General features: G+C 67.7%; 14 protein-coding genes. 11 read left to right on the top strand and 3 right to left on the bottom strand.

What is annotated here, in order from left to right; genetic code table 11:
• Window positions 1-25: 25 nt before the first annotated feature.
• Window positions 26-655, bottom strand: coding sequence for a TetR/AcrR family transcriptional regulator C-terminal domain-containing protein (locus EF834_RS17260; protein WP_127948454.1), 630 nt, complete (start codon window positions 653-655; stop codon window positions 26-28).
• Window positions 656-831: 176 nt separating this feature from the next.
• Here EF834_RS17260 and bioB point away from each other — a divergent pair, with 176 nt between their 5' ends.
• The 3 genes from bioB to EF834_RS17275 are packed head-to-tail and all read left to right on the top strand — an operon-like array spanning window position 832 to window position 2,643.
• On the top strand, window positions 832-1,836 hold the full coding sequence (gene bioB / locus EF834_RS17265; protein ID WP_127948455.1) for a biotin synthase BioB: 1,005 nt from the start codon (window positions 832-834) through the stop codon (window positions 1,834-1,836).
• An 11-nt stretch (window positions 1,837-1,847) separates the two neighbouring features.
• Complete coding sequence (gene bsaP / locus EF834_RS17270) at window positions 1,848-2,060, top strand: biotin synthase auxiliary protein BsaP (protein ID WP_127948574.1); 213 nt, start codon at window positions 1,848-1,850, stop codon at window positions 2,058-2,060.
• A 10-nt stretch (window positions 2,061-2,070) separates the two neighbouring features.
• Window positions 2,071-2,643 (top strand): DUF2567 domain-containing protein, encoded by a 573-nt coding sequence (locus EF834_RS17275; RefSeq protein WP_127948456.1) that lies wholly within the window; start codon window positions 2,071-2,073, stop codon window positions 2,641-2,643.
• 61 nt (window positions 2,644-2,704) lie between these two features.
• Here EF834_RS17275 and EF834_RS17280 read toward each other — a convergent pair whose 3' ends face one another.
• A complete protein-coding gene (locus tag EF834_RS17280) occupies window positions 2,705-3,439 on the bottom strand; it encodes an NUDIX hydrolase (protein WP_127948457.1) in 735 nt (244 codons plus the stop codon).
• A gap of 102 nt (window positions 3,440-3,541) precedes the next feature.
• Here EF834_RS17280 and nadA point away from each other — a divergent pair, with 102 nt between their 5' ends.
• The 3 genes from nadA to nadC are packed head-to-tail and all read left to right on the top strand — an operon-like array spanning window position 3,542 to window position 7,010.
• Window positions 3,542-4,576, top strand: coding sequence for a quinolinate synthase NadA (nadA, locus tag EF834_RS17285; RefSeq protein WP_127948458.1), 1,035 nt, complete (start codon window positions 3,542-3,544; stop codon window positions 4,574-4,576).
• A complete protein-coding gene (locus EF834_RS17290; RefSeq protein WP_127948459.1) occupies window positions 4,576-6,153 on the top strand; it encodes an L-aspartate oxidase in 1,578 nt (525 codons plus the stop codon). The genes nadA and EF834_RS17290 overlap by 1 nt, the downstream gene beginning before the upstream one ends.
• On the top strand, window positions 6,150-7,010 hold the full coding sequence (nadC, locus tag EF834_RS17295) for a carboxylating nicotinate-nucleotide diphosphorylase (RefSeq protein WP_127948460.1): 861 nt from the start codon (window positions 6,150-6,152) through the stop codon (window positions 7,008-7,010). Before EF834_RS17290 ends, nadC begins: the two co-directional genes overlap by 4 nt.
• Before the next feature lie 86 nt (window positions 7,011-7,096).
• On the opposite strand, the gene EF834_RS17300 is transcribed toward nadC, so the two are convergent.
• Window positions 7,097-8,053 (bottom strand): NAD(P)/FAD-dependent oxidoreductase, encoded by a 957-nt coding sequence (locus EF834_RS17300; RefSeq protein WP_127948461.1) that lies wholly within the window; start codon window positions 8,051-8,053, stop codon window positions 7,097-7,099.
• A gap of 112 nt (window positions 8,054-8,165) precedes the next feature.
• Here EF834_RS17300 and EF834_RS17305 point away from each other — a divergent pair, with 112 nt between their 5' ends.
• The 5 genes from EF834_RS17305 to hisB all read left to right on the top strand — a co-directional run bounded on the left by EF834_RS17305 (window position 8,166) and on the right by hisB (window position 14,181).
• Window positions 8,166-8,813, top strand: a complete 648-nt coding sequence (locus EF834_RS17305; protein ID WP_127948462.1) for a helix-turn-helix domain-containing protein — start codon at window positions 8,166-8,168, stop codon at window positions 8,811-8,813.
• A 96-nt stretch (window positions 8,814-8,909) separates the two neighbouring features.
• A complete protein-coding gene (locus EF834_RS17310; RefSeq protein WP_127948463.1) occupies window positions 8,910-10,853 on the top strand; it encodes an acyl-CoA dehydrogenase family protein in 1,944 nt (647 codons plus the stop codon).
• A 219-nt stretch (window positions 10,854-11,072) separates the two neighbouring features.
• Entirely contained in the window at window positions 11,073-12,407 is a 1,335-nt protein-coding gene (hisD, locus tag EF834_RS17315) for a histidinol dehydrogenase (RefSeq protein WP_127948464.1), read from the top strand.
• Window positions 12,404-13,570, top strand: coding sequence for a histidinol-phosphate transaminase (locus EF834_RS17320; protein WP_127948465.1), 1,167 nt, complete (start codon window positions 12,404-12,406; stop codon window positions 13,568-13,570). The genes hisD and EF834_RS17320 overlap by 4 nt, the downstream gene beginning before the upstream one ends.
• Window positions 13,567-14,181 carry an imidazoleglycerol-phosphate dehydratase HisB gene (hisB, locus tag EF834_RS17325; protein WP_127948466.1) on the top strand — a complete coding sequence of 205 codons (615 nt, stop codon included), beginning with the start codon at window positions 13,567-13,569 and terminating at the stop codon, window positions 14,179-14,181. The genes EF834_RS17320 and hisB overlap by 4 nt, the downstream gene beginning before the upstream one ends.
• Window positions 14,182-14,206 lie beyond the last annotated feature (25 nt).

A 14,206-nucleotide genomic window follows, 5' to 3' on the forward strand; every position in this document is an offset into this window, starting at 1 on the left:
GACGGCTGACCGAGACGTTCGTGGGTCAGGCGCGTGTGGCGGGAAGGCCCGCACGGGCCCGCATGCCATCGATGAACAGCGCCAGGCCGAAGTCGAACCGGACCCGCGGATCACCGTCGAGGAGGTCCTGGTCCGAGCCGAGATCGGCGGCGGTTTCGGTGTCGGGTGAGGCGGGAGTGCGGGTGAGTGCACCCACCGCCTCCATCTGGGCCCGCGACTGCTCGTCGACGGTGTGACCGAGGACGAAATACAGCAGGGTGTACGCCGCCAACTCGGCGTAGGGCCGCGGCAGGCCCGCCCGGACACCGGCGCCGACGAAGCCCTCCCGGGCGAGGTTCGACGTCATGCGGGAGGCGTAGGTGGCGGCCACCAACTCAGCCCCGTCCCGATGGGAAAGCAGGGCGTCGCGTAGTCGGTGGGCGAGTTCGGCAATACCGTCGTCCCACCGCTCCGACGTCACCGGGCCGTCGACGCCGACGAGTATCCGGTCGGCCATGGCGCCAAGCAGGGTCTGCTTGTTCGGGAAATGCCAGTACAGGGCTCCGGGTTGGACACCCAGCGAGGTAGCGAGTCGGCGCATCGTCAGGTCGGCGAGTCCGTACTTGTCGAGGATCGCCATCGCGCCGTCGAGGACGTCACTGCGTCGTAGCTGCACCGACCTTCTCCTCACGTGTGTCTGCTCGGCCGTGTTGTCCGCTCCGCTGTGTCGTCCGCTCGGCTGGGGCGGCCACAGCGGCTTCCGACTTTGACACTAGTTCAGCACGGTTCTAACGTGAACGCCGTTCAAGTTGTACGGCGTTCAGGTTTGTGCCGCCCATCCTAGGAGTTGCAGTGACCCAGGCCCCCGACATTCTCGCAATCGCCCGTGACCAGGTTCTAGAGCGTGGCGAGGCGCTGAATCAGGAACAGGTCCTCGAGGTCCTGCGCCTCGGCGACGACCGACTCGAGGACTTGCTCGCGCTCGCCCACGACGTGCGCATGAAGTGGTGCGGCCCCGAGGTGGAGGTCGAGGGCATCATCAGCCTCAAGACCGGCGGTTGCCCCGAGGACTGCCATTTCTGCTCGCAGTCCGGCCTGTTCCAGTCGCCGGTCCGCTCGGCATGGCTGGACATCCCCAGCCTGGTCGAGGCGGCGAAGCAGACCGCCAAGACCGGCGCCACCGAGTTCTGCATCGTCGCCGCGGTTCGTGGTCCCGACGAGAAGCTGCTTGCACAGGTTGCGGCCGGCATCGAAGCGATCCGCAACGAGGTCGACATCCAGATCGCGTGCTCGCTCGGGATGCTCACCCAGGAGCAGGTCGACCAGCTCGCCGCTATGGGAGTGCACCGCTACAACCACAACCTCGAAACGGCCGAGTCGTACTTCCCGAACGTCGTCACCACCCACACCTGGGACGAGCGCTGGGACACCCTGCGCATGGTGCGCGAAGCCGGCATGGAGGTGTGCTGCGGCGGCATCCTCGGCATGGGGGAGACCCTCGAGCAGCGGGCCGAGTTCGCCGCCAACCTGGCGGCGCTCGAACCGGACGAGGTGCCGCTGAATTTCCTCAACCCGCGCCCGGGCACCCCGTTCGGTGACCTCGAGGTGCTGCCCGCGAGCGAGGCTCTCAAGGCCGTCGCCGCGTTCCGCCTCGCGCTGCCGCGCACGATGCTGCGCTTCGCGGGTGGTCGCGAGATCACCCTCGGCGATCTCGGAGCCAAGCAGGGCATCCTCGGCGGTATCAATGCCGTCATCGTGGGCAACTATCTGACCACCCTCGGCCGACCCGCGGAGAACGACCTCGATCTGCTGGTCGATCTCGAGATGCCGATCAAGGCACTCAACGCAACGCTGTGAGCGTGACGGCGATGGCAGAGGAGCGCTACAACCCGTTTACCGGCCGCCGAGTGGTCGCCGGGGTGGGCGACTCCACGCCGGCGGCGGCGCGGTTGGGCCTCGAACCTCCCAGGTTCTGCGAGCAGTGCGGACGCCGGATGGTTGTCCAGATCAGCCCGGACGGGTGGTGGGCCAAGTGTTCTCGTCACGGCGTGCTCGACTCGACCCAGCTCGGGCGCAGGTAACGTCCGACTTGTGACGACGCCCCACCGCCCTCGGCTGCTGCTTTCACCCGCAAGACTCGTGTCGTCCCTCGTGCTACTAGGGGCGGTTTCGGGCATCGTCTGGGCGTTTCTCGCGCCCGCGGAGCGGTTGCTCGTCGTGGCAGAGGATCAGGGTGTCGTGCTCACCACCGAAAGCCTGCACCGGTTCGACGCCGTCGCCATATTCGTCGGCATCGGACTGGTACTCGGTGTTCTGTCTGCTGTCGCCGTGTGGGGGATACGCAAGTCTCGAGGCCCGGTCGCGGTCGCTGCTCTGGTAGTGGGATCGGGGCTGGGTTCCGGCGTGGCCGCACTCGCCGGGATGGGCGTCGCGCGACTGCGATTTCCGCGGGAAGACAACCCGTCCGTCGGGTCGATCGTTGCCATGGCGCCGGGGCTGTCGACTCCGATGGTCATGGTGGTGCAACCTCTCGCTGCGGCACTGGTCTACTTGCTGCTCGTGTCGCTGAGCCCACACGACGACCTCGGAGTCGGCCACGGTGACCGGGACGAGGTGGTTACCGGTGATGAATCGCCGACGGTCGACGCCGACGGCCGCCCTTGATGCTCAGGGGTCAGCGATGCTCAGGGGTCAGCGATGCTCAGGGGACAGCGACGCTCGGGGGTCAGCTAGGTGGTCGGAGAGCCGCGAACTCGTCGGTGACCCGTAGGTGCGAGTCGGTGAACTGGTAGAGCGCCGCGGGACGGCCGCCGGTTCGTCCCGACCGCGCGGTGTTGCCAGTGGCGGTGATGACTCCGCGGCGGGTCAGCACGCGCTGAAGGTTGGTTGTGTCCACTTCGTAACCCAGGGCAGCGCAATAGAGTTCACGGAGTGTGGACATCGTGAACTCGTCCGGGGCGAGCGCAAAGGCGATGTTGGTGTAGGACAGCTTCGCGGCAAGTCGCATGCGTGCGTACTCGACGACGGTGCCGTGGTCGAACGACATCGGCGGTAGCTCGGAGGCCGGATGCCATGCCGTATCCGGCGGGATCTGAGGATCGGCTGGCAGGGGAACGAGGCCGAGGTAGGTCGAGGCGATCCGGCGGACGCCGGGGACCCGATGCGGATCACTGAACACCGACAGCTGCTCGAGGTGCGCCACCTCGCGAACGTCGACTTTCTCGGCCAGTTGACGACGGGCCGACGTCTCGAGGTTTTCGTCGTCGCCGAGAGTTCCCCCCGGCAGCGACCAGGTGCCCTTCTGCGGATCGAGGGCGCGTTGCCACAGGAGCACCATTAGTTCGTTCGTTTGGCACCCGTTCGGCTCGAGAAGGCGGTCACCTGCGGTGACGGGGCTCACCGTGGCCCGAACCTGGAACACCGCGGTGAGCACTTCGTGGACGGTGTTACCATGTGGCATGTTTTCGATTCTAAGTCGAAAACCTGGATTTCGTAAATTCGGGCCAGTCAGCCCGGGTTGTATTGACGGAGCTGTCGAGGAGCTCCGAAAGAAGGAGGCGCCATGACGTCGACGTTGTGGGCGAGTGCTACCCGGACGATCCACGACGGACCCGGTGGGTACACCGGCGTCTCAGCCGGACCCGAGTGGGCGGCCGAGGTGCGGAGCCTGGCGAAGGAGCGGGGTGCGACCCTCCTGGCGCACAACTACCAGCTGCCCGAGATCCAGGACGTCGCGGACCACGTCGGTGACTCGCTCGCGCTGTCGCGGATCGCTGCCGAGGCCCCGGAGGACGCCATCGTCTTCTGCGGAGTTCACTTCATGGCCGAGACCGCCAAGATCCTCAGCCCGGAGAAGACCGTCCTGATCCCGGACGAGCGGGCCGGGTGCTCGCTCGCCGACTCGATCAACGCCGACCAGCTGCGAGAGTGGAAGGCCGAGCACCCCGACGCGCTCGTGGTGTCCTACGTCAACACCACCGCAGAGGTCAAAGGCCTGACCGACATCTGCTGCACGTCGTCCAACGCCGTCGACGTCGTCGCCTCGATCGATCCCGACCGCGAAGTGTTGTTCCTGCCCGACCAGTTCCTCGGTGCACACGTCAAGCGCGTCACCGGCCGGGAGAACATGCAGATCTGGGCTGGTGAATGCCACGTCCATGCTGGCATCAACGGTGACGAGCTCACCGCCAAGTCACGGTCGCATCCGGATGCGGAACTGTTCGTCCACCCCGAGTGCGGGTGCGCGACGTCGGCGCTCTATCTCGCCGGGGAGGGCTTCGTGCCCGAGGAGAAGGTCAAGATCCTCTCGACCGGCGGCATGCTCGACGCCGCCCGTCAGAGCGGTGCGAACCAGGTCCTCGTCGCCACCGAGGTCGGCATGTTGCACCAGCTGCGCAAGGCCGCGCCGGGTATCGACTTCCAGGCCGTCAACGACCGTGCATCGTGCCCCTACATGAAGATGATCACGCCGGCCGCGCTGCTGCGCTGCCTCGTCGAGGGTAAGGACGAGGTCGACGTCGCCCCTGACGTCGCCGAGCGGGCGCGAAAGTCCGTGCAGCGCATGATCGAGATCGGAAACCCCGGCGGCGGCGAGTAATGGTCGCTGCTCCCCGGGATGGCGGCGTCGCGTGGGAGGCGCGCGCGGATCTGGTCGTCGTCGGCAGCGGAGTGGCCGGGCTGACCGCGGCGCGATCCGCCGCCGAGCGTGGACTCAGGGTGCTCGTGGTGAGCAAGGGCGGCCCGACCGACACCGCCACCCAGTACGCCCAGGGTGGCATCGCCGTCGTCGGAGATCCGCGAGTCGATTCCGTCGACTCGCATACCGGCGACACCTGCGTCGCGGGCGCCGGCCTCTGCGACGAGGTCGCCGTCAGGTCGATCGTGTCGGCCGGCCGGGAGGCGCTCGCCGCGTTGACGACGTTGGGCGCCGTGTTCGACGTCGGCGCCGACGGCGGCGTGCTACGCACCCGCGAGGGTGGGCACAGCACCCGGCGGATCGTTCACGCCGGGGGTGACGCCACCGGCGCCGAGGTGCAGCGAGCTCTCAACGCAGTCGGGATGCCGGTTCTGTTCGGCGCAGCGGCGGCCCGGGTGACGACCGATCGGCGTGGCGTGACCGGGTTGATCGTGGTGTCCGACAAGGGGCTCGGGGTCATTCATGCTCCCGCTGTGGCGCTGGCGACGGGTGGGCTCGGTCAGCTGTACTCGAGCAGCACCAATCCGGAGGGGTCGAGCGGCGACGGGATCGCGCTGGCACTCGAGGCCGGTGCCACGGTCGTCGACCTCGAGTTCGTCCAGTTCCATCCCACTGTGCTGTTCGCTCCCGGCGCGGTCGGTCGGCGTCCGCTCATCAGTGAGGCCGTACGCGGTGAGGGTGCCCGGCTCGTCGACGGGGAGGGGCGGGCGGTTACCGAAGGCGTGCACCCGAAGGGTGATCTGGCTCCCCGCGACGTCGTGTCACGGGCGATCGCCCACCGACTGGGGGAGACCGGGGCCGATCACGTGTATCTCGATGCGCGGCACCTGTCGGGATTCGCGACGCGATTCCCGACGGTCACCGCGTCATGCCTTGCAGCGGGTATCGATCCGGCCGACCAGTTGATTCCGGTGGCGCCGGCGGCGCACTACTCGTGCGGCGGTGTCGCCACGGACGTGCACGGGCGTACCGCGGTACCGGGGCTGTACGCGGTGGGGGAGGTAGCCCGAACGGGTCTGCACGGTGCGAACCGGTTGGCGTCCAACAGCTTGCTCGAGGGGCTCGTGGTAGGCGAGCGCGTCGGCATTGCCGCCGCCGAACGTTCCGGACTGCCCGTCGAGGCCGACGATCTGTTGCTGCCGTTCCGGCAACGGGCGCCGCGCGAACGTGTGCAGGAACTCATGACCGCACATGCCTCCGTTGTCCGTGACGGTGACGGGATCGACAGTGCTGCAACCGAACTAAAGGGCAGTGAAGTCGTGGTCGCAGGGAACGGGCGGGCGCTCGAGGACACGGCGCTGACCGTAGTGGCGTCGGCGCTCGTGTTGGCGGCGTCGGTGCGGAAGGAGAGCCGCGGATGCCATGCGCGTGCCGACTACCCGGAGACGTCGGACAAGTTCCGTCGCAGTATCCCGGTGCACATCGGACGCGACGGTGAACTGGAAGTACCCGAGATGCAGGCGACAGGAGCACGATGAGCACGAACGACCGGCCTGATCCGCAGGAGACGCTCGAGTTGGTGCGTAGAGCGCTCGACGAGGATCTGCGGTACGGGCCCGACATCACGTCGGTCGCGACGGTCCCCGAGGGGGCGGTCGCGAAGGCATCGGTGGTGTCTCGCTCGGCCGGTACCGTCGCGGGAATCGACGTGGGCCTGATGGTGCTCGACGAGGTGATCGGCAGCGGCAACTACGAGGTCGTCGACCGCGTCGCGGACGGTGCGCGCGTGCATCTGGGCGACGCGGTGCTCACCGTCAACGCTCCGACTCGGGGGTTGCTCACCGCCGAGCGCACGATGCTGAATCTGATGTGCCACCTGTCGGGCATCGCCACTACCACCGCGGCGTGGGTCGACGCGGTCGAGGGGACGAAGTGCAAGATCCGGGACAGCCGTAAGACCCTGCCTGGTCTGCGGGGGCTGCAAAAGTATGCGGTGCGTGTCGGCGGCGGCGAAAACCACCGGATGGGTCTCGGGGACGCCGCCCTCATCAAGGACAATCACGTGGCTGCGGCCGGTTCCGTGGTCGGCGCACTTCGCGCGGTGCGCGCGAGCGCACCGGACATCGAGTGCGAGGTCGAGGTCGACACGCTCACCCAACTCGACGAGGTGCTGGCCGAGGGGGTCGACCTGGTTCTGCTGGACAACTTTCCGCTGTGGCAGACGCAGACCGCGGTGCAGCGCCGGGATACGGTCTCCCCGCGCACCCGACTGGAGTCGTCGGGGGGTCTGACGCTCGACGTCGCGGCGGACTTCGCCGCCACCGGTGTGGACTACCTGGCCGTCGGTGCCCTCACACACTCGGTGACGGTGCTCGATCTCGGCCTGGACATGTAGCCCTGCACCTGCAGCCCGGGACATCTGACTCAGTCGTCGCGCGCGGTTCGACCCGGCCACCCCCACGGTGGCCGGGTCGACTGACGTCAGCGTGCACTGCGGGCGGCGACCGCCCGCCTCGTATCGTCGGCCACGAGATCTGCGTTGATCATCGCGGCCGCGTTCAGTCCGGCGGCGGCTGCGACGATCACCTGGGCACGCACGTCGGCGACGTTGCCGGCGACCCACACGCCAGGAACAGCGGTGGCGCCGGTCGGATCGGCGGGAATCTGGCTGCCGATCACGTGCCCGCCCATCTCCACGGGGGTGGGCTCGATCCCTAGGCTCGACAGGACGCCGGCGCGCGGCGCCAATTCGGTAGCGACCACGACAGCCCGCAGTGGAACGGTGTGACCGTCGGACAGGGTCGCCCCGGTGAGGCGGTCACCGGACACCTCGAGGCCGGCCACCTTCCCGTCGACCACGCCGATGTTGCGGGCGGCGAGTTGCTCGTACTCGTCCTCGGTGGGTTCGGGACCGGTGTGCAGGAGAAGCGTCACGTCGTCACTCCATTGCCGCCACAGCAGCGCCTGGTGCACTGCGAGTGGTCCGGTGGCCAGGATCCCGATCGGCTGATCCCTGACCTCCCACCCGTGGCAGTACGGGCAGTGAAGTACGTCGCGACCCCACCGGTCTGCGAGACCCGGTACGTCGGGGAGCTCGTCCACCAGCCCGGTGGTCACCAGCAGCCGGCGCGACAGTACGGTCTGGCCGTCCTCGAGCTCCACGCGGAAGGTGCCGTCGCCGCGATCGTGTGCCGAGACGGCGGTTCCGGTGGTCACCTCACCGCCGTACGACTCGACCTCGCCGCGGCCGACGGCCAGGAGCTCGGTGGGCGGTGTGCCCTCGCGGCCCAGGTAGTTGTGCATGTGTCCCGCGGGCGCGTTTCGCGGCGAGCCGGCATCGATCACGAGCACGGACCGCCGCGCTCGTGCGAGGCTGAGCGCCGCCCCGAGCCCCGCAGCTCCGCCGCCGATTATCGCCACGTCGTAGGTGTTCGCCACAGGTTCCTCCCTGTTTCGTTAGTGCTTGTTTCGTTCCGAACTTCGAGAACGACTGTCACCCACCCCGGGAAATAGTGGCAAACATCGTTGCCGTAATGGCAAGGTCATCTCCATGACCGACGATGCCGCCGTAACCGCTGATGCGCAGGGCCTCGAGGGGGTGCTCGATGCAGTTGGTCCACGTCTCAAGGAGATTCGACGCCAGCGGGGGGCGACCTTGGCCCAGGTGTCCGAGGCCACCGGAATCTCTGTCAGCACGCTGTCCCGTCTGGAGTCCGGTGGGCGCCGACCCACCCTCGAACTCCTGCTCCGGCTGGCCCGCGCTCATCAACTGCCGTTGGACGAACTCGTCGGGGCACCCGTAACCGGTGACCCTCGAGTTCACATGCGCCCGCTCCATCGGCACGGCATGACGATTGTTCCGCTGACCCGCCGGCCAGGCGGAATCCAGGCATTCAAGTTCATAATCCCGGCTCGCAATCCGGCGGGGGAGCCCACGCCCCAAGTCCACGAAGGCTATGAATGGCTGTACGTGCTCTCCGGGCGACTTCGACTGGTACTCGGCGAGCACGATGTCATCCTCACCCCGGGTGAGGTGGCCGAGTTCGACACTCGCGTCCCACACTGGTTCGGCAATCCGGGCCCCCAGGCCGCCGAGATCCTGAGTCTGTTCGGACCACAAGGCGAACGGGCCCACGTCCGCACCCGTCCCCGTCGGTCGCGTGAAGGAGAAGGTCGGTCGCGTGAAGTGGAAGAGTGACTGCTCGAAGCGCAGAAGAGTGGCCAAAACGGTGTCCGCGGTGCGCAGATTAGGGGATACTGGTCAGTAGGACTACTCGCCAGTAGGGGGTACGGCATGGTCGACACGTCAATCCCGAAGGTGACCGAGGAACAGGCGCGGGCGGTCGCCGAGGAGGCTCGAGAGTCAGGCTGGGACAAACCGTCCTTCGCCAAGGAACTCTTCCTCGGGCGTTTCCGGCTGGACCTGATTCATCCGTTCCCGAGACCGACCCCCGTATCTGCCGCGAAGGCAGAGGAGTTTCTCACGCGCCTCCGCGACTACTGCGCGGGGCTCGACGGCTCCGTTATCGAAGCCGAATCGAAGATTCCGGATGAGTACGTCCGTGGCTTCGCCGAACTCGGCTGCTTCGGTCTGAAGATCCCGGAGGAATACGGTGGCCTGGGCCTTTCACAGGTTGCCTACGGCCGAGCGTTGATGCTCGTCGGGTCCGTCCACCCGAGCCTGGGCGCACTCGTGTCAGCGCACCAGTCGATCGGTGTTCCTGAACCGCTCAAGCTCGCGGGCACGCCCGAGCAGAAGCAGGCGTTCCTCCCGCGCTGTGCCCGGGGCGCGATCTCCGCGTTCCTGCTCACCGAACCCGATGTCGGATCCGACCCAGCACGGCTCGCATCGACTGCGGTGCCGATCGAGAACGGCGCAGCCTACGAGCTGGACGGCGTAAAGCTGTGGACCACGAACGGCGTCGTAGCCGAGCTGCTCGTCGTGATGGCTCGCGTACCGAAGAGTGAGGGACACCGAGGTGGAATCTCGGCGTTCGTCGTCGAGGCGGACTCGCCCGGCATCACCGTCGAACGGCGGAATGCGTTCATGGGGTTGCGTGGCATCGAGAACGGCGTGACCCGTCTGTACAAGGTGCGGGTACCGAAGGAAAACCTCATCGGGCGTGAGGGAGACGGCCTCAAGATCGCCCTGACCACCCTCAACGCGGGCCGCCTCGCCATCCCGGCGCTGTGCGCAGGAGCCGGCAAGTGGGCGGTCAAGATCGCGCGGGAGTGGTCCGGAACCCGGGTGCAGTGGGGCAAGCCGGTCGGCGAGCACGGGGCTGTCGCGAGCAAGTTGTCGTTCATGACGGCCACCACCTACGCCCTCGAAGCGGTGCTGGAATTATCGGGGCAAATGAGCGACGAGGGCCGCAACGACATCCGCATCGAGGCGGCGCTCGCGAAACTGTGGGCGAGTGAGATGGCGTGCGTCATCGGCGACGATCTGATCCAGGTACGCGGCGGTCGCGGATACGAGACCGCGGCCTCGCTCGCCGCCCGCGGCGAACGCGCGGTGCCCGCCGAGCAGGTGTCCCGGGATCTGCGGATCAACCGAATCTTCGAAGGTTCGAGCGAGATTATGCGCCTGCTCGTCGCCCGCGAGGCCGTTGACGCTCATCTCGCCGTGGCGGGCGATCTCGCCGATCCGCACGCCGACAACGCGGCCAAGGTCCGGGCGGCGGCGAAGGCCAGCGGCTTCTACGCCAAATGGCTTCCGCAGCTCGTCACAGGCAAGGGGCAGGTTCCGACGTCGTTCAGTGAGTTCGGTGTCCTGGCCCCGCATGTGCGGTTCGTCGAGCGGCACTCTCGCAAGCTTGCCCGGTCCACCTTCTACGGCATGGCGCGGTGGCAGGCGGCGCTCGAGAAGCAGCAGGGATTCCTCGGACGGGTGGTCGACATCGGTGCCGAGCTGTTCGCGATGGCGGCGGTGTGTGTGCGGGCTCAGATGCAGCTCGAGGACGACCGGTTCGAGGGTGAGACCGCCTACGAGCTTGCTGACGCGTTCTGCCGTCAGGCCACACTCAGGGTGGAGAAACTGTTCGACGGACTGTGGAACAACACCGACGACTCGGATCGTCGACTCGCCGCCGGGATACTCGAGGGTCGGTTCACTTGGCTCGAACGCGGGGTACTCGACCAGAGCGACGGCACGGGTCCGTGGATCGCCGAATGGGTCCCGGGAGCCTCGACAGAGGTGAACATGGCTCGACGATTCCTCCCCTCAACGCAGTCCTGACGGGCCCAGCACGCACTCCTGACCGCCTGCCGGTCCTCGAAACCGGCCACCGGTGGACGCTAAACGAATTGTGTCGGCCGGTGGAACCGGCGCACCCTTGTCGATGGATAATCAGTGTCGAGCCCCTGCGGTCGACCAATAGGTCGCCGAACGGATCGGTCGCCAAACGGCCGCGGGTTCGCCCCATCCAGTGCCCACCGCCGCAGAGAGGACCCCTCAATGCTCGCCCGCACCGACCTTCGCGGTCGTACCCCTTCCACGGCCGAACTTCGTGCCGCACTTCCCCGAGGTGGAGTGGACGTGGACGCGGTGCTGCATCAGGTTCGCCCCGTGGTCGAGGACATCCGCGACCGCGGGGCCGAGGCGGCTCTCGAGTACGGCGAGAAGTTCGACGGCGTCCGCCCCGATCGGGTGCGCGTGCCGCAGGCCGAGCTGGACCGTGCGCTCGCCGAGCTCGCCCCCGACGTCCGGGCCGCACTCGAGGTCGCGATCGAACGCGCCCGCAAGGTCCACGCCGATCAACGCCGCACTGACACGATCACCGAGGTCGTTCCGGGTGGGACGGTCACCGAGCGGTGGGTGCCGGTCGAGCGGGTCGGTCTGTACGTGCCGGGTGGCAACGCTGTGTACCCGTCGTCCGTCGTGATGAACGTCGTCCCGGCGCAGGCCGCGGGCGTCGACTCGCTCGTGGTCGCCTCCCCGCCGCAGGCGGCGTTCGGCGGTCTGCCGCACCCGACGATCCTCGCAGCAGCCGCGCTGCTCGACATCGACGAGGTGTGGGCCGTCGGCGGCGCCCAGGCCATCGCGCTGCTCACCTACGGGGGAACCGACACCGTTACCGCCGACGACACTGCCGAACTTGCTCCCGTCGATCTCATCACGGGACCCGGCAACATCTACGTGACCGCCGCGAAACGGCTGTGCCGCGGGCTCGTCGGTATCGACGCCGAGGCCGGCCCCACCGAGATCGCGATCCTCGCTGACCACACGGCCGACCCGGTGCACGTGGCCGCCGACATGATCAGCCAAGCCGAGCACGACGTTATGGCGGCGAGTGTCCTCGTGACCACGTCCACCGACCTGGCCGACGCGGTGGACCGGGCGATAGCCGCGCAACTCGAGCTCACCAAGCACCGCGAGCGCGTCGAGACCGCGTTGCGGGGCAGCCAGTCCGGCACCGTGCTCGTCGACGACATCGAGGCTGGTCTGAGGGTCGTCAACGCGTACGCCGCCGAGCACCTCGAGATCCAGACCGAGAACGCGTCCGAGGTCGCCGCGAAGGTGCGATCCGCGGGTGCCGTCTTCGTCGGACCGTGGGCGCCGGTGAGCCTCGGTGACTACTGTGCGGGCTCCAATCACGTGCTGCCCACAGCTGGTTGCGCCCGGCACTCCTCGGGCCTGAGCGTGCAGACGTTCCTGCGCGGAATACACGTCGTCGACTACTCGGAGTCCGCACTGAAGGAGGTCTCCGGTCACGTCATCACGCTCGCAGAGGCCGAGGATCTTCCGGCGCACGGCGAGGCCGTCCGGCTGCGTTTCGAGGCTCTGCGGTGACCGCCGCAGACGTTCCCGGCGCGCGAGCCGGCGTCGACGCGCTGCCGATTCGGGAGAACCTGCGTGGCAAGTCCGCATACGGCGCCCCGCAGCTGAGCGTCCCCGTGCAGCTGAACACCAATGAGAACCCGCACCCGCCGACGAAGGCTCTCGTCGACGACGTCGCCGAGTCGGTGCGGGAGGCGGGGCGTGAGCTGCACCGGTACCCGGACCGGGATGTTGTGGCGCTGCGCACCGACCTCGCCGCATACCTGGCCCGTCAGACCGGGGTGCCCGTCACTATCGACAACGTGTGGGCGGCCAACGGGTCCAACGAGATTCTGCAGCAGTTGCTGCAGGCATTCGCCGGCCCCGGGCGCAGTGCGATGGGCTTCGTGCCGTCGTATTCGATGCACCCGATCATCGCGGACGGCACCGATACGGAGTGGCTGCCGATCTTCCGCCGTGAGGACTTCGCTCTCGACGTGGACGCTGCGGTGGACGCGATCAATGGGCACCGGCCCGACGTCGTGTTCGTGACCAGCCCCAACAACCCGACCGGTCACAGCGTGGCGATCGCGGAGTTGCGCCGGATCCTCGATGCCGCACCCGGCATCGTGATCGTCGACGAGGCGTACGCCGAGTTCTCAGACGCCCCTAGTGCTCTCACGCTGATCGATGAGTACCCGACGAAGCTGGTCGTGACACGGACGATGAGCAAGGCGTTCGCGTTTGCCGGCGGCCGTCTCGGATACCTCGCTGCGGCACCGGCATTCATCGAGGCGCTGCTGCTCGTCCGTTTGCCGTACCACCTGTCGGTCGTCACCCAGGCCGCGGCACGAGCCGCGTTGCGCCACGCCGACGAAACGCTCGGCAGCGTCGCGCAACTCGCCGCTGAGCGGGACCGGGTGAGCGCCGCACTGACCGCGATGGGGTACACCGTCGTCCCGAGTGACGCGAACTTCATTCTGTTCGGGTTGTTCGAGGATGCCGCCCGCACGTGGCAGCATTACCTCGACGAGGGTGTGCTGATCCGCGACGTCGGTATCCGTGGGTACCTGCGCGCCACGATCGGGCTCGTGGCCGAGAACGATGAGTTGCTGCGGGTCAGTGGCAAACTCGCTGCCAAGGAACTGACCGCAACGGACGAGTCGGCTGCAACGGAAACGAAGGGATCTCGATGAGCGATCGGATCGCGCGTGTCGAGCGCACTACCAAGGAGTCGAGCATCGTTGTCGAGGTGAACCTCGACGGCACCGGAATCGTGAACGTGTCCACGGGGGTGCCGTTCTTCGACCACATGCTCACCGCGCTCGGTGCGCACGCAAGTTTCGATCTGACCGTCGAGGCGAAGGGCGACGTCGAGATCGACGCCCACCACACGGTGGAGGACACGGCTATCGTGCTCGGCCAGGCGTTGGGACAGGCGCTGGGCGACAAGCGCGGCATCCGCCGCTTCGGTGACGCCTTCATCCCGATGGACGAGGCGCTGGCACACGCGTCCGTCGACGTCTCCGGGCGCCCGTATTGCGTCCACACGGGGGAGCCGGAGCACATGCTGCACAGCGTGATCGGTGGCTACCCGGGCGTGCCGTACTCGACAGTAATCAACCGACACGTCTTCGAATCCATCGCGCTCAACGCGCGGATCGCGCTGCACGTCCGCGTGCTCTACGGGCGGGATCAGCACCACATCACCGAGGCCGAGTTCAAGGCCGTCGCGCGGGCGCTGCGCGAGGCCGTAGAACCGGACCCGCGGGTCAAGGGTGTCCCGTCGACCAAGGGCGCGCTGTAGTGGACATGAGCCGAGCCTGCGGAGT

Origin of the sequence: Rhodococcus spongiicola (assembly GCF_004011835.1) — a bacterium.
Taxonomy (GTDB): domain Bacteria; phylum Actinomycetota; class Actinomycetes; order Mycobacteriales; family Mycobacteriaceae; genus Prescottella; species Prescottella spongiicola.